The 16,653-nt window shown below is 71.4% G+C and carries 20 protein-coding genes; 2 read left to right on the top strand and 18 right to left on the bottom strand.

Features of this window, described 5'->3' with window-relative positions; genetic code table 11:
- Positions 1-2: 2 nt before the first annotated feature.
- The 4 genes from NS283_RS16135 to tsaB are packed head-to-tail and all read right to left on the bottom strand — an operon-like array spanning position 3 to position 2,750.
- Positions 3-425 (bottom strand): hypothetical protein, encoded by a 423-nt coding sequence (locus tag NS283_RS16135; protein ID WP_058597877.1) that lies wholly within the window; start codon positions 423-425, stop codon positions 3-5.
- Positions 422-1,522 (bottom strand): tRNA (adenosine(37)-N6)-threonylcarbamoyltransferase complex transferase subunit TsaD, encoded by a 1,101-nt coding sequence (gene tsaD, locus NS283_RS16130; protein ID WP_058597898.1) that lies wholly within the window; start codon positions 1,520-1,522, stop codon positions 422-424. Before tsaD ends, NS283_RS16135 begins: the two co-directional genes overlap by 4 nt.
- Positions 1,522-2,118 (bottom strand): ribosomal protein S18-alanine N-acetyltransferase, encoded by a 597-nt coding sequence (rimI, locus tag NS283_RS16125; protein ID WP_058597876.1) that lies wholly within the window; start codon positions 2,116-2,118, stop codon positions 1,522-1,524. The genes tsaD and rimI overlap by 1 nt, the downstream gene beginning before the upstream one ends.
- Positions 2,115-2,750 (bottom strand): tRNA (adenosine(37)-N6)-threonylcarbamoyltransferase complex dimerization subunit type 1 TsaB, encoded by a 636-nt coding sequence (gene tsaB, locus NS283_RS16120; protein WP_058597875.1) that lies wholly within the window; start codon positions 2,748-2,750, stop codon positions 2,115-2,117. Before tsaB ends, rimI begins: the two co-directional genes overlap by 4 nt.
- A gap of 63 nt (positions 2,751-2,813) precedes the next feature.
- Between tsaB and NS283_RS16115 the strand changes: the two genes are divergently transcribed.
- Entirely contained in the window at positions 2,814-3,737 is a 924-nt protein-coding gene (locus NS283_RS16115) for an alpha/beta fold hydrolase (protein WP_058597874.1), read from the top strand.
- Here NS283_RS16115 and NS283_RS16110 read toward each other — a convergent pair.
- The 10 genes from NS283_RS16110 to coaA form a co-directional block, all read right to left on the bottom strand.
- Positions 3,712-4,629, bottom strand: coding sequence for a sensor histidine kinase (locus NS283_RS16110; protein ID WP_058597873.1), 918 nt, complete (start codon positions 4,627-4,629; stop codon positions 3,712-3,714). The two genes, NS283_RS16115 and NS283_RS16110, sit on opposite strands and share 26 nt — an antisense overlap.
- The gene (locus NS283_RS16105) at positions 4,626-5,342 is read right to left on the bottom strand and encodes a response regulator transcription factor (RefSeq protein ID WP_058597897.1); all 717 of its coding nucleotides are present in this window, start codon (positions 5,340-5,342) and stop codon (positions 4,626-4,628) included. Before NS283_RS16105 ends, NS283_RS16110 begins: the two co-directional genes overlap by 4 nt.
- Positions 5,339-5,620 (bottom strand): DUF4190 domain-containing protein, encoded by a 282-nt coding sequence (locus tag NS283_RS16100; protein WP_058597872.1) that lies wholly within the window; start codon positions 5,618-5,620, stop codon positions 5,339-5,341. The genes NS283_RS16105 and NS283_RS16100 overlap by 4 nt, the downstream gene beginning before the upstream one ends.
- Positions 5,617-6,150 carry a DUF3060 domain-containing protein gene (locus NS283_RS16095; protein WP_058597871.1) on the bottom strand — a complete coding sequence of 178 codons (534 nt, stop codon included), beginning with the start codon at positions 6,148-6,150 and terminating at the stop codon, positions 5,617-5,619. Before NS283_RS16095 ends, NS283_RS16100 begins: the two co-directional genes overlap by 4 nt.
- 1 nt (position 6,151) lies before the next feature.
- Positions 6,152-7,261: an OmpA family protein gene (locus tag NS283_RS19275; protein ID WP_241492275.1), complete on the bottom strand. Its 1,110-nt coding sequence runs from the start codon at positions 7,259-7,261 to the stop codon at positions 6,152-6,154.
- A 176-nt stretch (positions 7,262-7,437) separates the two neighbouring features.
- Complete coding sequence (tsaE, locus tag NS283_RS16085; RefSeq protein WP_058597869.1) at positions 7,438-7,941, bottom strand: tRNA (adenosine(37)-N6)-threonylcarbamoyltransferase complex ATPase subunit type 1 TsaE; 504 nt, start codon at positions 7,939-7,941, stop codon at positions 7,438-7,440.
- The gene (gene alr, locus NS283_RS16080; RefSeq protein ID WP_058597868.1) at positions 7,938-9,059 is read right to left on the bottom strand and encodes an alanine racemase; all 1,122 of its coding nucleotides are present in this window, start codon (positions 9,057-9,059) and stop codon (positions 7,938-7,940) included. The genes tsaE and alr overlap by 4 nt, the downstream gene beginning before the upstream one ends.
- A complete protein-coding gene (locus tag NS283_RS16075; protein WP_058597867.1) occupies positions 9,056-9,436 on the bottom strand; it encodes a holo-ACP synthase in 381 nt (126 codons plus the stop codon). Before NS283_RS16075 ends, alr begins: the two co-directional genes overlap by 4 nt.
- A 96-nt stretch (positions 9,437-9,532) precedes the next feature.
- Positions 9,533-11,383: a glutamine--fructose-6-phosphate transaminase (isomerizing) gene (gene glmS, locus NS283_RS16070; protein WP_058597866.1), complete on the bottom strand. Its 1,851-nt coding sequence runs from the start codon at positions 11,381-11,383 to the stop codon at positions 9,533-9,535.
- Positions 11,384-11,437: 54 nt separating this feature from the next.
- On the bottom strand, positions 11,438-12,382 hold the full coding sequence (gene coaA, locus NS283_RS16065) for a type I pantothenate kinase (protein WP_058597865.1): 945 nt from the start codon (positions 12,380-12,382) through the stop codon (positions 11,438-11,440).
- A 51-nt stretch (positions 12,383-12,433) separates the two neighbouring features.
- Here coaA and NS283_RS16060 point away from each other — a divergent pair, with 51 nt between their 5' ends.
- Complete coding sequence (locus NS283_RS16060) at positions 12,434-13,363, top strand: Ppx/GppA phosphatase family protein (protein WP_058597864.1); 930 nt, start codon at positions 12,434-12,436, stop codon at positions 13,361-13,363.
- A 65-nt stretch (positions 13,364-13,428) separates the two neighbouring features.
- On the opposite strand, the gene glmM is transcribed toward NS283_RS16060, so the two are convergent.
- The 4 genes from glmM to NS283_RS16040 form a co-directional block, all read right to left on the bottom strand.
- On the bottom strand, positions 13,429-14,784 hold the full coding sequence (gene glmM, locus NS283_RS16055) for a phosphoglucosamine mutase (protein ID WP_058597863.1): 1,356 nt from the start codon (positions 14,782-14,784) through the stop codon (positions 13,429-13,431).
- A 14-nt stretch (positions 14,785-14,798) separates the two neighbouring features.
- On the bottom strand, positions 14,799-15,269 hold the full coding sequence (gene rpsI / locus NS283_RS16050; protein ID WP_058597862.1) for a 30S ribosomal protein S9: 471 nt from the start codon (positions 15,267-15,269) through the stop codon (positions 14,799-14,801).
- A gap of 24 nt (positions 15,270-15,293) precedes the next feature.
- On the bottom strand, positions 15,294-15,740 hold the full coding sequence (gene rplM / locus NS283_RS16045) for a 50S ribosomal protein L13 (RefSeq protein ID WP_058597861.1): 447 nt from the start codon (positions 15,738-15,740) through the stop codon (positions 15,294-15,296).
- Positions 15,741-15,951: 211 nt separating this feature from the next.
- Positions 15,952-16,653: CPBP family intramembrane glutamic endopeptidase (locus NS283_RS16040; RefSeq protein ID WP_058597860.1), on the bottom strand; the 702-nt coding region annotated here is incomplete at its 5' end.

The raw sequence follows: 16,653 nt of genomic DNA, 5'->3' as shown, positions 1-16,653 counted from the left end.
CGTCACGCGGCGAGCTGCGAGAAGCCCCAGATCAGCCACCCGGCGCTGAAGACGGCGGACAGCAGCGCCAGCACGAGCGCCCATGTCGCCGCGCGTCGACCGTCGTGCGCGCGACGCAACGACATCGTCGCGACGATCGCGGCCACCGCGCTGAGCGGGAGCAGCCACCCCCAGAAGAACGACGACGCCAACGAGGCGATCGCGAGCAGCAGGGCCCACGGCGCGAGCGAGGGCGGCGGCTTCGGTGCCGGGGGGACATACGGGATGACGTGGTCGCCGAAGGCCGCCATCTCGAGTTGCGCTGTCGCGAGGCGGCCCTCCTCCGCGTCCGAATCGACGGGGTCGGTCTTCGCGGGCTCGGGGAGGACGGTCTGGCCCTCGACCTCTTTGCGCGCGCGCCGGGTCGGCGGGGACGCCTCGCTCACGCGGCGGCTCCGAAGTGCGGCGCAGGAGGCTCGGCATCCGGATCCTCCGCCACCTGGATCTCGGTGACGGGGAGCGTCGAGTCGGCGCCGAACGCGAGGGTCGACGGACGACGACCCGAGGCGATGAGCTCGGCTGCGAGCGCCGCGATCATCGCACCGTTGTCGGTGCAGAGCCGCAGCGGCGGGATGCGGACGGCCACGCCCGCGGCGGCGGCCCGTTCGAGGGCGACATCGCGCAGGCGCTTGTTGGCGATCACGCCGCCGCCGAGGAGCAGCCGAGGCACGCCATGGCGCTCGCACGCGTCGAGGGCCTTGGTGACGAGCACGTCGACCACGGCCTCGCGGAACGAGGCTGCGACGTCGGCGACCGGGACGGGCTCGCCCGCCGCCTCGTGCTGCTCGACCCACCGGGCGACGGCTGTCTTCAGACCCGAGAACGAGAAGTCGTAGCGGTGGGATGCCATGTCGGAGGCGCGCGACAGCCCCCGCGGGAAGCGGATCGCGGTCGGATCGCCGGAAGCCGCAGCGCGATCGATCTCGGGGCCGCCGGGGTACGGCAGCTTCAACAGTCGCGCGACCTTGTCGAAGGCCTCACCCGCGGCGTCATCCATGGTCTCGCCCAGCAGCTCGACGTCGCTGGTCAGATCGCGCACGAGGAGGAGAGACGTGTGCCCGCCGCTCACGAGGAGGGCGACCGTGGGGTACTCCAGCTCGCCGGCGTCGGCGTCGAGGATGTCGGCGGCGATGTGACCGACGAGATGGTTGACGGCGTAAAGCGGCTTGTCGAGGGCCACGGCGAGCCCCTTGGCCGCGCCGACACCGACCATCAGGGCACCGGCGAGCCCGGGGCCGCTCGTGACGGCGACGGCGTCGAGGTCGGCGAGGGTCACGCCCGCTTCGGCGAGCGCGGCATCGATCGAGGGCTGGAGGGCCTCCAGGTGCGCGCGGGCGGCGACCTCGGGGACGACGCCGCCATAGCGCGCGTGCTCGTCCATGCTCGAGGCGATCGTGTTGCTCAGGAGCTGTCGACCGCGGACGATCCCGATCCCGGTCTCGTCGCAGCTGGTCTCGATGCCGAGTACGAGGGGGGCGTGCATCAGCACCAACCCTTTCCGGTCGTCGGGGCGTTCACGGATCCGGAAGACGGCGCCGGATCCGGATCCCGTTGCGGTTCTGCTCCGGATCCGGTGCCCTTTTCCGATTCTGCGAACGCGGATGCCACGCCCTCGGCGCGGCGTCCGAGCCAACCCCGGAGGTCGAGCTGCATCACGATCGCGTCGACGTCGTCGGGCTGGTAGTACCGCGGGCGGCGCCCCACCTCGACGAACCCCTCCGAGGCGTACAGCGTCTGAGCGACGGGATTGTCCGCGCGCACCTCGAGGAAGACGTCGTGCACGCCGCGACGCGCCGCCTCCTCGAGCAGTGCGGTGAGCAACGCACGCCCCCGCCCCCGGCCGCGCGCCGTCTCGGAGATCGTGATGGTCTGGACGTCGGCATCCCGAGCCCCGCGCACCGCGCGCAGACCCGCGTACCCGATCACACGGCCCGCTTCTTCGACGACGACGTACCAGCCGTGGGGCGAGGCGAGCTCCTCGCGCATCATCGCCGCGCTCCAGGCGTCGGTCGGGAACGAGGCGTGCTCGAGTGCCATGATCGCGTCGAGGTCGTCGAGGGTGGCGCCGCGCGTCGTCATCCGCTCACCCTCTTCGGGGCGTGTGCGGCGACGACGTCGGGGCTGCGCAGGTAGAGCGGTTCGGGACCCGCGAGGGTGCGCCCGGCGTCGAGGGCGCGGGCTGCGGCGAGGGAGATCATCGCGGCCGACACGCTCGTCGCGTCGACGCGGGCCGCGCCGAGCTCGGCCAGGCGGCCATCGAGGTCGTCGCGCGGGCTGAGCGCGGCATCCGAGACGCGGACGGGAAGGCCGTCGTCGTCGATACCGTCGTAGACGCTGTAGGCGAACTCCCGTCGGCGTGCGTCGGTCACGACCGCGAAGCGCGGGGTCTCGACGTCGATCAGCGCATCGGCGAGCAGGATTCCCAGCGCGATGCCGTCGTGGCTGGGCACGGGCACGACCGGGACACCGCGCCCCAGCGCGTACACCCGAGCGGTCGCGATCCCGACCCGCAGTCCCGTGAAGGGGCCCGGTCCCATCCCGATCGCCACGTGCGTCGGCGCCGGGGCCGCGGACGTCGCGCGCCGCAACAGATCGCCGATGACCTCCGCGTGACCGAGGGGGTTCGCGCTCTGTTCGTCCGCGAGCACTTCACCGTCGCGCGTGATCGCCGCGACGGCGGTGCCGAGCGAGGTGTCGATGCCGAGGATCACCGTTCCAGGTTATCCGCCGCGGGTCGTGGCATCCGATCGGGGTCCGTGTGCCGAAGAAGGATCATGGATGCCACCGACCTCGGCCTGCGACGGCTCGTCGTTCCCACCGCGGTGGGGACGATCGTCGTCCACGCGGGCCGAGCGTCGGGGAGTCCGGTCGCCACCGTGCTGCTGCACGGCGCAGCCGGATCGTGGCGGACGTGGATTCCGCTGATCGCGGCGTCGGACGGGATGCGGCGGCCCCTGTCGGACATCATCGCGATCGACCTGCCCGGTTGGGGCGAGTCGGCCGGCCCCGTTCCCGACGCGGGAGACCTCGCCGTGGCTGTGGCGGCCGTCGCGCGCGCACTCGGGTATCCGCGCTGGCGCGTGGTCGGGCACTCGCTCGGGGCGGTGGTCGCGCTGGATGTCGCCGCGCGCTTCCCCGGCGCGACGGTCGCCGTCGGCGTGGTCTCGCCGAGCGGACGGGGAGCGCGGATGGTGGCACAGCACCCGGTCCGCGGCATCCTGACCCTGCCCGGACTCAGCGGCATGGTCCTGGCGATGCGCCTGCTGCGCGGCCTCGGGCCCCTGTCACGACCGCTGCTCTCCCTGCTGGCGCGAACGGGCCTGCTGCGCCTGCTGGCACGGCCGCTGTTCCGGCATCCCGCGCGCGTCGACCGTACGGTCAGCGACGCCCTCGCGTCCGAGATCCGACCCGCCTCGTTCCTCGCCGCCGCTCGCGCGGCGCGCACCCACGACGACGCCGTCTGGCGGCGTGTCGCGTGCCCGGTCCGCGTGGTCCGGGGGCGCCACGACGTGTTCGTCGCGGCGCGCGATGGTCAGCGGTGGGGGCGGCTGATCCGCGATCTCGACGAGATCGTCCTCGACGACAGCGGTCATTTCGCACACGTCGAGCAGCCGGTCCCCACGCTTCTCGCGCTCCGCGAGGTCTGGGCGGCCGACCGCGTGCCGGCTCCGGTCAGGCGGTCGGCAACCGCAGCGTGACGACGGTTCCCGCGCCCTCGCGCGAGCGCAGTTCGACGTCCCCGCCGTGACGGTGGAGGATCGTCCGCACGAGAGAGAGGCCAATACCCGAGCCGGGCACATCACGGGCGTTCGCCGCGCGCGCAAGGTCGTCGAACACGACGGCCTGGGCGTCGGCCGGGACCCCGCGTCCCGTGTCGGCGACCTCGATGACGGCCCCGCCGCCGTCCTCCCGCAGGCGGACCTCGATCGGACCGGATGCCGAGAACTTGACCGCGTTGGCGAGGACGTTGTCGAGGGCCAGGGCGAGTAGATCGGGGTCTGCCGGGAGCACCGGGACCGACCACGGCACCCGCTCGGCGATGACGCTGATGCGCCCCCTCGCCTCGGGGCGCTGCTGTTCGAGCGCGTGCACCGCGTCGCGAGCGAGCGCCTCGAGGTCGACCGGCTCGGTCTCGAGCGGCCTCGTCTCGATCTCGGACAGTTTGCGGAGGTCTCCCACGAGCGCTGCGAGTCGTCGCGCCTGCGCGTCGATCACCTCGACGTGAGCGGGAGCCGCGGCAGGATCGATTCCCGCCAGGGTCGCCCGGATGGCCGTGATCGGATTCTTCAGCTCGTGGTCGAGCCGCGCGAGGAAGCGTCGATGCGCCTCGCGCTCTTCACCGCGCCCCGCGCGGTATCCCTCGTCCCGCGCGACGGCGCGCGCTGCTTCTGCCCGGCCCCGCCGTGCCACGACGGTCACGATGACGGCAGCGATGATCGAGAGAACCACGCCGATGTACACCGCGACGAGAGGCAGGGCCGTGCTCACGGTGAGCGCCCTCCGCTCCCCGGCGACGAACAGCGAGAGAGCCACGATCGCGCCGACCGCCACGGGCAGCACGATCGCGAGAACCGCCGCCCGCCGGCTCATGCGGCACCGACCGGGTGCACGAAGCGGTATCCCGCACTCTGCACGGTCTCGATGTAGCGCGGGGCGCCGGGGTCGTCGCCGATCACGCGCCGCAGCTCGGCGATGCGGTGGTCGATGGCGCGGGTCGAGGTGACAAAGTCGAAGCCCCACAGCGCGGTCAGTAGACGGTCGCGCGTGTGCACCTCCCCGGGGTGCGCCATGAGGTAGTCCAGCAGCATCACGGCCTTGGGCGTCAGGGTCACCTCGGCGCCGTCGCGCCAGACGCGCCGCGCGGACCGGTCGAGCTCGAGGGCTCCCGCCCTCAGTCGCGGTGCCGCGCTCAACGGGCGCTCCCCCGGCACGCTGCGCCGCAGCACCGCCCGGACGCGCGAGAGCAGCTCCTGCGGGTCGAACGGTTTGTTGAGGTAGTCGTCGGCACCCTCGTCGAGGGCGGCGCTGCGCTCGTACGACTCGCCCACCTGGGTCAGCAGGATGATGGGCAGCCAGCGCCCCTCCGCGCGCACGCGGCGGACGAACTCGCGCCCGTCGACACGCGGCATGATGACGTCGCACACGGCGAGCGCGATGTCGCCGGTGGGGAGCACGTCGAGCGCCTCCTGCCCGTCGGCTGCGACCACGACGCGGTAGCCGCTGCGCTCGAGGAAAGCCCCGAGACCGGCGCGGATCGTCTCGTCGTCGTCGACGAGCAGGATGCCTGGGCGTTCGTCGCTCACGACGACACCCACGTGGCGAACACGGGAACACCGACCGCGACGGCGATGAGCACGCCGACCCCGATGATCGTGGCGGCCAGGACGAGATACCCGAGGACGAGACCGACGATGGCGAGGGTCGCCCCGCGGTCGCCGGTGCGACGGATCTGTCCGAGAGCGACGTGCCCGAAGACGACGGGCAGGATGCCGAATCCGCACAGCCCCAGCACGAAGGCGGCGATCGCGAGACCGTTCGTCCGCGGCGGAGCCGGGGCCCAGACGGGGACCGGCGCGCTCATCGCTCGTCCCGGACGGACGTCGTCGCGACGCCCGTGTCGTCGAGGCGTGGGGCGCTCCCCCGCCAGAGGATCGTGTTCACGTCGCCGCTGACGGCGAGATCGCCCACCTGCTGGGCGTACACGACGATCCCGTCCCCCTTCACGGTGAGCCTCGAGACGTCGTCGAGCACCACCACCGTCGCGAAGCCCGAGACGGTGACGTCGTCGCACGCCCCCTCGACCCGGACGACCTTGCCGTCGTCGGCGATGACGAGACCGGGAGTGCAGGCGACGGTGGTGTCCGCGAGCGAGATCGCCTCGTCGCGGGTACGGAGGTTCGACGGGGCCTCGGCCGCATCGGAGGCGTCGGGGGCGGGCGGCGCGATCACCTCGGGCCGCGGATCGTCCGTGACCGCCTCGACACTCGTGGCGTCGGTCGGCGAGGGCAGGGGGCCGGCGGCATCCTTCTCGTCCGTGATGCTCACGGCGCAGCCGGTGAGAGCGGCGAGGCCGAGCCCCAGGGCCAGGGCGGATGCGGTGATTCTGTGCATGTCAGCCTCCGAAAGTGGGGACGAGGATCTCGACCCGGCGGTTGAGTTGGCGACCCGCGGGGTTGTCGGCCCCGTCGATCTCGTTCGCGGCGACGGGCCGGGATTCTCCGTACCCTTCCGCCGTCCAGTCGGTGGGTGTCCCCCGTTGGCGGAGCGCCTCGACGACGGCCTGCGCCCGGCGCTCCGACAGCACCTGGTTCTCGGCATCGGTGCCGATGGCATCCGTGTGTCCGGAAACGGTCGCCGCCGGGACGGCCGCCTGGGTGAGGACGGTCGCGAGCGCGTCGAGCACGGATACCGCATCCGGGCGGATCTCCGCCGAGTCGAAGTCGAACAGCACCGCGTCGGACAGGGTCAGGGTGGTGCCGCAACTCGTCACGGGGGCCAGCGCCGTCAGCGGTGGGAACACGCCGAGCCGCGGCACGGGCGCCAGCGGGGCGACGGATACGGTCACCCCGTCGACGCGGCCGGTACCGTCGCCGAAGTTCTGGATCTCGACGGTGCCGTCGCGGTACGACCCGGAACCGTCGCCGGAGTTCTGAATCTCGACCGCTCCGGCGCGGTAGGTCCCCGAACCGTCGCCGAAGTTCTGGATGCTCTCGTCGCCGCGGGTGCTCGTGCCCGACCCGTCGCCGAAGATCTGCACGTCGCGGGTCGCATCGCGGTACGTTCCCGAGCCGTCACCGAAGTTCTGGATCGACACGTCGCCCGAGGTGTACGACCCCGATCCGTCGCCGAAGTTCTGGATCTCGACGCCGCCGATCGTCGTCGACCCCGACCCGTCACCGAAGTTGCGGACGGCGCCGTCGGGCCCGGTATAGCTACCCGAGCCGTCGCCGTACAGCACCGCCGTACCGGCTCCGGCGCTCACGCTCTGCCCGGCGTCGCACGGCGCGGAGCTGACCGTCACCCCCGGCAGCGAGGCGAGCGACGACGACGCCTCGATCGTGAAGGCCGAGGCCGAGTCGTCCAGCACCGCCAGGTCGGGCAGGGTGAACAGGGGCACCGGCGGGAACTCGCCCACGTCGTATCCGGCGACCCGGGCGACGTCCGGCTCCGGGGTCGACGTCCCCGGATCGATGGACGGCGAGGGGGCGGAGACGGATGCCACCGGCTCCGCGCTGCACCCGACGAGAACCAGCGCGGCGAGAGCGGCGGAGACACCGAGGGTCCGGCGGGCCGAGAGAGAGCGGGGGGGATCGACTCATGGCATCCACCGTATTGACCCGATGTCGCACCCGTGTCGCCGCGATGTCGCTGTTTCGCGACAACCGTGGCGCGCACAGGTCACGGTCGACGCGAGATCGTCACCGTCCGCGGAGCGTCCGCATCGAGGTCGAGCGTGTGCGGAGCGATCTCACCACAGGCGTTGTCGACACCGCGACCGCCCACCTCGCGGTCGATCTCGATCTCCCACCAGGAGTCGGCGAGGTACTCGGCGACTCCGCGCCCCCACTCGACGATCACCGCGGATCCCGCCACATCGATGTCGAGATCGTCGAGCTCGACGGCAGCCCCCAGACGGTAGGCGTCGACGTGCACGAGAGGCGTCCCCCCGACCAGCGAGGGGTGCGTGCGCGCGATCACGAAGGTCGGGCTCTGGACGGGACCCCGGATGCCGAGCCCCTCGCCGATCCCGCGGGTCAGGGTCGTCTTCCCGGCGCCGAGCGGGCCCGTCAGCACGACGACGTCGCCCGGCTCCAGCGCGCGCCCGAGAGCGCGCCCCAGCTCCTCCATGTCGCCCGGGCCGTCGACGCGGCGTTCGCCGAGCATCTCTTCGGGCACGCTCATGCGCCGACCTCCCGACGCGGCACCCGGGCGCCGATGCGCGTGACGATCTCGTAGTCGATCGTGTCGGCGGCGTCGGCCCAGTCGCGCGCCGCGGGGACCCCGAGGGTCGGATCACCGAACAGCACGACCTCGTCGCCGACCGACACGGGGTGGTCGCCGACATCGACGACGAACTGGTCCATCGCGATGCGCCCGGCGACCGTGAACCGGCGCCCTCCGATCACGACGGGCCCACGGTCCGAGGCCTGTCGGGGCACGCCGTCCGCATACCCGAGGGGCACGAGCGCGAGGGTCGTGTCGCGCTCGGTGCGGTAGGCGTAGCCGTACGACACCCCTGTCCCCGCCGGCACGCGGCGAACGGCCGACACCGCGCCGCGCAGGGTCATGGCCGGGCGCAGGCCCAGATCCGCCGACGTCCGATCGTGGAACGGGGAGATGCCGTAGATGCCGATGCCGATGCGCACGGCGTTCAGACGCGTCTGCGGGAGCGCGATGGCCGCGTGCGTCGCGGCGATGTGCCGAAGCGGCGGATGAAGACCCGCGGATGCCGCGAGAACGACGCCCTCCTCGAAGCGAGCGAGCGCAGCGAGGTCCTCCGCCTCGCTCGTGTTCGACAGGTGCGAGAACAGTCCGACCACGCGCAGCCGTCCGATGCGCTCGAGGCGCGCAGCCTCGGCGAACACGGTTCGCCAGTCGGCGGGCGCGACACCGTTACGCGAGAGGCCCGTCTCGATCTTGAGGTGCACCGCCGCGGGGCGATCGCCCTGAGCCGAGTCCGCCGCGCGCAGCAACTGGTCGATGTCGGAGATTCCGAGCTCGATGTCGTGGCGCACCGCCTCGACGAACGACGCCCCGGGCGCGTGCAACCACGCGAACAGCGGCGCATGGATGCCCGACCGGCGCAGCGCGAGAGCTTCGTCGATGTCGGACACGCCGATCCGGGTCGCCCCTCCGCGCAGGGCGGCCACCGCCGCGCGATGCGCGCCGTGACCGTACCCCGCGGCTTTGACGACCGCGATGACCTCGACCCCCGTGAGGCGTCGGAGGTGTCGGACGTTCTCCGCGATCGCATCCACGTCGACGAGGGCTTCGCGGAGCACTCCCGGTGCCATTCTCATGCGGTGTCTCCTGGAGGGGTCGGCGTTCCGGCTTCGGCGATCACGTACGCGGTGGCGAGCCCCGCGTCGTGCGACATCGAGAGGTGCAACACCGTGATGCCGCGGGCCGCGATCGTGTCGGCGGTCTCACCGCTCAGGGCGAAGACCGGGCGGCCCGAGGGCTCGGACGCGACCTCGATGTCGGTCCAGTACACGCCGTCCGAGCCGCCGAGGGCCTTGATGAGCGCTTCTTTCGCGGCATATCGTGCGGCGAGGGAGCGGGGTTTGAGCACGCGCTCCGCGGGCGCGAAGAGGCGGGGCAGCAGCCGCGGGGTCCGCGCGAGCTGCTCCTCGAAACGGGGCACGTCGACCAGGTCGACGCCGATTCCGACGATCATGCACCCTCCCCTCCTGGCATCCTGTCCATTCTGCCCGGTCGCCGGGACGAGGAAGGGGCCGGATGCCACGGCATCCGGCCCCTTCCTCGTCCCGGCTTACTCGACCGTGACCGACTTCGCGAGGTTGCGCGGCTGGTCGACATCGAGGCCCTTGGCCTCGGCCAGACCCATGGCGAAGATGTGGAGGGGCACCACGGCCAGCAGCGGCTCGAAGAGGGGAGCCGCGAGCGGGATGCGCAGCACCTCGTCCGCCGCGGGGAGAACGGCGACGTCGCCCTCCTCGGCGATCGCGATGACGCGGGCACCGCGGGCGCGGATCTCCTCGATGTTCGAGACGACCTTCTTGTGCATCTCTCCCGAACCGCGCGGCGAGGGCACCACGACGAACACCGGCTGGCCGGGCTCGATCAGGGCGATGGGGCCGTGCTTGAGCTCACCGGCGGCGAAACCCTCGGCGTGGATGTACGCCAGTTCCTTGAGCTTGAGCGCGCCTTCGAGCGCGATCGGGTACCCGACGTTGCGGCCGAGGAACAGCACCGAGCGGGTGTCGGCCATCCAGTGCGCGAGCTGCTCGATGCGCGCCTGCTCAGTCTCGAGCACGCGGGCGATCTTGCCGGGGACCGCCTCGAGCTCGGTGACCGCCTCGACGGCGACCATCGCGTCGACGGCGCCGCGGACACGACCCACGTGCAGGGCGAGGAGGTAGAGCGCGGTGATCTGCGCGACGAACGCCTTCGTCGAGGCCACGGCGACCTCGGGGCCCGCGTGCGTGTAGACGATGGCATCCGATTCGCGCGGGATGGTGGCGCCCTGCGTGTTGCAGATCGACAGGGTCTTCGCGCCGCGCGACCGGGCGTACTTGACGGCCATGAGCGTGTCCATCGTCTCGCCCGACTGGCTGATCGAGACGACGAGGGTGCGAGGGGAGAGCACCGGGTCGCGATAGCGGAACTCGTGCGCGAGCTCGACGTCGACGGGGACGCGCGTCCAGGTCTCGAGCGCGTACTTGCCGACCATGCCGGCGTAAGCGGCGGTTCCGCAGGCGATGACGAGGATGCGGTCGATGTCGGCGAGGAACTCGTCCAGCCCCTCCAGCTCGGGAATCTCCACCCGGCCCTCGTGGATCCGGCCGCGCAGCGTGTTGGCGACGGCCTCGGGCTCCTCCGAGACCTCCTTGGCCATGAACGACGACCAGCCGCCCTTCTCGGCGGCGGACGCGTCCCAGGTGACCTCGAAGGCCTCGACCTCGACGGGAGCGCCCGAGAAGTCGGTCACCTCGACGCCGTCCGGGGTGATGGCCACGATCTCGTCCTGCCCGATCGCGAGAGCGTTGCGCGTGTGCTCGACGAAAGCAGCGACATCGGAGCCGAGGAAGTTCTCGCCCTCACCGAGGCCGATCACGAGCGGCGAGTTGCGACGCGCGCCGACGACGAGGCCGGGGTGGTCCTCGTGCATCGCGAGCAGCGTGTAGGCGCCCTCGAGGCGCGACACGACGGAGCGGAAAGCCTGCACGAGGTCCTTGGTGCGGGCGTATTCCCGACCGATCATGACCGCGGCGACCTCGGTGTCGGTCTCGCTGCGGAAGGCGAAGCCGTCGCCCACGAGCTCGCTCTTGAGCTCGGCGAAGTTCTCGATGATGCCGTTGTGGATGACGGCGAGCTTGTCGTCGTCGGCCAGGTGCGGGTGCGCGTTGGCGTCGGTGGGGCCGCCGTGCGTGGCCCAGCGGGTGTGCCCGATGCCCGTCGTCCCGTTGGGCATCGGCGACGACTCGAGGTCCTCGCGAAGGACCGCCAGCTTGCCGGCGCGCTTGCGCATGCCCAGCCCGCCGTCACCGTCGATCACGGCGATGCCCGCGGAGTCGTAACCCCGGTACTCCAGCCGCGACAGGCCCGCGAGAAGGATGTCCTGGCTCTGCCGAGGACCCACGTAACCGATGATTCCGCACATAGCTTCCGAGTCTACGGGGCCGCGCCTGAACGAACTCCCGTTCGATGCGAGGGCTCAGAGCTTGCGCAGCAGCACCGATTCGACGGTGTGATCGGCGCCCTTCTGCAGCACGAGCTTCGCGCGGTGCCGCGTGGGCAGAACGTTCTCCTCGAGGTTGGGGAGGTTGATCTCACGCCAGAAGCCCAGTGCCCGCTCGACCGCCTCCTCGTCGCTGATGTCCGCGAAGACGCGGAAGAACGACGACGGGTTCGTGAAGGCGTTGTCGCGCAGCGCCAGGAAGCGATCGACGTACCAGCGCTCGATGTGGGCAGCATCGGCATCCACGTAGATCGAGAAGTCGAACAGGTCGCTGACCGCGACCTCGTTCGGCGAGGGCGGCGGCTGCAGCACGTTGAGCCCCTCCACGATGACGACGTCCGGCCGGTGCACGGTGACGTGCGCATCGGGCATGATGTCGTACCGCACGTGGGAGTAGAACGGAGCGCGCGCCTCCTCTGCCCCCGACTTCACCTCGCTGAGGAACTCGACGAGAGCTCGCCGGTCGTAGGACTCCGGGAAGCCCTTCCGGTCCATGAGGCCCCGCCGCTCGAGCTCGGCGTTCGGATAGAGGAATCCGTCCGTGGTCACCAGCTCGACCCGCGGGGTGTCGGGCCAGCGACTCATCAGCTCGCGCAGCAGGCGCGCAATGGTGGACTTGCCCACCGCCACGGATCCGGCGACCCCGATGACGAAGGGGGTCGTGGCATCCGGTTCTCCCAGGAAGGCGCTCGTGTCGGCCCCCAGTCGCCGCGTGGCGCGCGCGTAAAGGCTCAGCAGGCGACTCAACGGCAGATAGACCTCGGCGACCTCGCGCTGGTCGAGCCGGTCGCCGATGCCGCGCAACTGCACGACCTCGGTCTCGGTGAGCGGCTGTTCGATCCCCCCGGCCATGCGGGCCCACTCGGCTCGATCGATCTGTCGATAGGGGCTCAGCGACGGTGCGGCGGCGGTCTCGGACACGCGGCAATGCTACTCGCGGGCCGATCCGCGCCTTCCCACTACGCTCGGACCGTGCGTCTCGGAGTCCTCGACATCGGCTCGAACACGGTCCACCTGCTCGTCGCCAACGCGCGAGCCGGGGGCCGCCCCACAGCCACCACGTCCCACCGCTCGGTGCTGCGCCTCATGCGCTACCTCCAGCCCGACGGGTCGATCTCGCCCGAGGGAGTGAAGGGACTCGTGGATGCCGTCACCGCGGCCCGCGCGACGGCCGAGGCCGAAGGGGTCGACGAACTCCTCGCGACGGCGACGTCGGCGGTCCGCGAGGCGACGAACGGCGACGCCGTGATCGCGCGGATCGAGGAAGCCCTCGGCCAGCCGCTGCAGGTGCTCGGCGGGGAGACCGAGGCGCGCTTCACCTATCTCGCGGTGCGGCGGTGGTTCGGCTGGTCGGCGGGACAGATCCTGCTGTTCGACATCGGCGGCGGATCGCTCGAGATCGCCGGCGGCGCCGACGAGCTACCCGATCTCGCGGAATCGGTCCCGCTCGGCGCGGGACGCTCGACCGTGCAGTTCCTCCCTCACGACCCGCCCAGCGCCGACGAGATCGACGCGCTGCGCCAGCACGCCATGTCCGTCCTGGCGCCGGTGGCCGAACGCTTCGCCGCCCTCCCCCGCCCCGACCACGTGGTGGGGTCGTCGAAGGCGATCCGCTCTCTCGCGAAGCTCGCGGGGTACCCGGTGCCGGGCTGGTCGGGGATCGACCGCATGGTCCTGCCCCGGCGGCAGCTGAAGGACTGGATCCCGCGTCTCGCGCAGATCCCCGCCGACGCGCGCGAGGCACTGCCCGGCATCACCGCGGATCGGACGTTCCAGATCGTCGCCGCCGCGATCGTGGTCGAGCGCGCGATGAAAGCGATGGACGTCGAAGAGCTCGAGGTCTCCCCCTGGGCTCTGCGCGAGGGTGTGCTGCTGCGCTACATCGAGTCGCTGGAGTACTGAACGACGAAGGCTCGAAGGGACCGGACGCCCGCGGACGTTCTCGAACTCGTCGAGGGGACGAGCGGCTACAGCGCGAGTCGCTCCCGCACGACGTCGGCGAGCCGGTCGGCGTGGGCCCGCGCGACATCCTCCGACGCCGCCTCCACCATCACGCGGACGAGCGGTTCGGTGCCGGAGGCGCGTAGCAGCACGCGCCCGGAGTCGCCGAGCTCGGCCGTCGATGCGGCGACCGCCGCTTGCACGCCCTCATCGTCGACACCGTCGCGATCGACCCCGCGGACGTTCACGAGCACCTGCGGGTACACGGTCATCAGCGACGCCAGCTCGGCCAGGGTCTTGCCCTGCCGCGCCATCTCGGCGACGACGTGCAGACCCGTCAGCAGACCGTCGCCGGTCGTGGCGAAGTCGCTCATGATGACGTGCCCCGACTGCTCGCCGCCGAGGGAGTATCCGCCCTCGTTCATGGCCTCGAGCACGTAGCGGTCTCCGACGCCGGTCTGGAGGACCCGGATGCCATGGGCTTCCATCGCTCGGTGCAGACCGAGGTTGCTCATGACGGTGGCGACGAGCGTGTCGTCGACGAGCGTCCCGCGCTCCTTCATCGCGACGGCGAGGATCGCCATGATCTGGTCGCCGTCGACGACGTTGCCCTGCGCGTCCACGGCGAGGCACCGGTCGGCATCTCCGTCGTGGGCGATGCCGACGTCGGCTCCAAGGCGCACGACGGTCTCGGCGAGCACGTCCAGGTGCGTCGAGCCCACGCCGTCGTTGATGTTCAGCCCGTCGGGGTCGGCACCGATCACGGTGACCGTGGCGCCCGCGTCTTTGAACGTCTCGGGCGACACACCGGCGGCGGCGCCGTGCGCGCAGTCGAGAACGACGTGGATGCCGTCGAGCCGGTGCGGCAGAGAACCGAGAAGATGCAGCACGTAGCGGTCTTCCGCGTCGGCGAAACGCCGGATACGGCCGACGTCGGCACCGGTGGGCTGGAGTCGCTGCCCTTCGAGGGCGCGCTCGATCCGCCGCTCCACGATGTCGGGGAGCTTCGTGCCGCCGCGGGCGAAGATCTTGATCCCGTTGTCGGGAGCGGGGTTGTGCGAGGCCGAGACCATCACGCCGAAATCGGCGTCACGGTCGGCGATGAGGAACGCGGTGGCGGGGGTCGGGATCACGCCGGCGTCGAGGACGTCGACACCGGAGGAAGCCAGGCCCGCGGAGACGGCGGCCGCGAGGAACTCCCCCGAGACGCGAGGATCGCGGGCGACGACGGCCGTGAGGCGACGCCCCTCGGCCTTGCGCGCCTCCGCAGAACGGCCCTGGCCCAGGACGACGGCAGTCGCCTGGGCCAGGTGCAACGCGAGCTCGGCGGTGAGGAGGCCGTTGGCCAGCCCCCGCACCCCGTCCGTGCCAAAAAGAGGCATACGGAGTTTCGAACTCAGCGCTTGGAGTACTGAGGCGCCTTGCGGGCCTTCTTGAGACCGGCCTTCTTGCGCTCCTTGACGCGAGCGTCGCGCGAGAGGAAGCCGGCCTTCTTCAGGGTCGGGCGGTTGTTCTCGGCGTCGATCTCGTTGAGCGCACGGGCGATGCCCAGGCGCAGCGCGCCGGCCTGGCCCGACGGGCCGCCACCGGAGATGCGCGCGATCACGTCGTACGAGCCCGCGAGCTCGAGCACCGTGAACGGGTCGTTGATCAGCTGCTGGTGCAGCTTGTTCGGGAAGTAGTCCTCGATCGTGCGGCCGTTGACCGTGATCGTGCCCGAGCCGGGAACCAGGCGCACGCGGGCGATGGCCTGCTTGCGGCGGCCCACGGCTGCGCCGGGAACCGAGAGCACGGGGCGCTCGGCGGCGACGACGGACTGCTCGGCCGGCGTCTCGGTGCTGTAGTTGCTGGAGTCGATGTTCGACACTGTTTCGTCCTTATCCGGCGGCGCTTACTGGGCGACCTGGTCGAAGGTGTATGCCGTGGGCTGCTGGGCACCGTGGGGGTGCTCCGCGCCGCGGTAGACCTTGAGCTTCTTGAGCTGCGCCGCGCCGAGGCTGTTCTTGGGCAGCATGCCGCGGATGGCCTTCTCGACCGCGCGGACGGGGTTCTTCTCGAGGAGTTCGTCGTAGGTGACGGACTTCAGACCGCCCGGGTAGCCCGAGTGGCGGTACGCCTTCTTGTTCTGGAGCTTCTGACCCGTGAGCGCCACCTTCTCGGCGTTGATCACGATGACGAAGTCGCCGGAGTCGATGTGGTTGGCGAAGGTCGGCTTGTGCTTGCCGCGGAGGAGGACCGCCGCGTGCGAGGCCAGGCGGCCGAGAACGACGTCGGTGGCGTCGATAACGACCCACTCGCGCGTGACCTCAGCGGCCTTGGGGGTGAAAGTGCGCGTCACAGTAGTGCTGCTTTCTTGATCGAACGGAGGAGTTCGTGAATCCCGCTCCGGTGGTCCGTTCCCGTGTCGAAGACCGGGGAACAGGGCCGGTGGAGGGCTCACGTTCGGGCAACCTGCTCGCAGAGAGGCAGGCACCAAAGATCAAGACTACGACATTCGGATGCCGACGCCAAACGGAGCGCGCACCGTCAGCCCGCGAGAGACGAGGGAGTCATCGCCAGAGAGTGCCCACCGCGACGAGGGCGATCCCCGTGGCATTGAACACGACGTGCGTGGCGACCGACGCCCACAGCCGGCCGGTCCCGAGCACGAGGGCAGCCGTGACAACCCCCAGGAGCGCGAGTGCCCACACATCCGACACGGACGACGACGCGACGAGGAGGTGCGCGGCGACGAAGAGCACGGTCGACATGGCCGTCGCGGCCACCGCTCCCGCGAGGCGCCCCGACCACCGGCGGACGACCGTGTACGCGCACACCAGCACGACGCCCCGGAAGAAGGATTCCTCGAGGACGGGCGCGACCGCGACACCGGAGATCGCGTCGACGACGAAGCCATCCGGGAGCGCCCCGTCGACCGTCGTCGTGGAGGGCCACGGCACCGGGCCGCCCCCGGCTTGCGCCAGGGCGCCCTGGACGAATCGCACGACGACACCGAGGACGACGCCGTACAGGAGATCGACGACGCGGAAGTCCAGGAGACCGCGAGGGCGGGACCGGCTCCACGCCCAGACCACCGGCACCGCGAATCCGAGCCAGATGATCGCTTGCGCGGCGGTCGCGGCGATCGGAGCGGGCAGGACGAGGGAGAGCTCCCTTGCGACGAGGGCGCCGGCACCCCCGGTGGCCGTCGCCCACCCCAGCAGGCCCAGCCCCCACGGCGCCGTCGTCGCCCCGCCCTCGCGCCACTGGCG

Source organism: Microbacterium testaceum, from assembly GCF_001476285.1.
GTDB classification, from domain to species: Bacteria; Actinomycetota; Actinomycetes; order Actinomycetales; family Microbacteriaceae; genus Microbacterium; species Microbacterium testaceum_B.
Note: the sequence above shows the minus strand (reverse complement) of the source record. Positions and strands in the feature narration are given on the sequence as shown.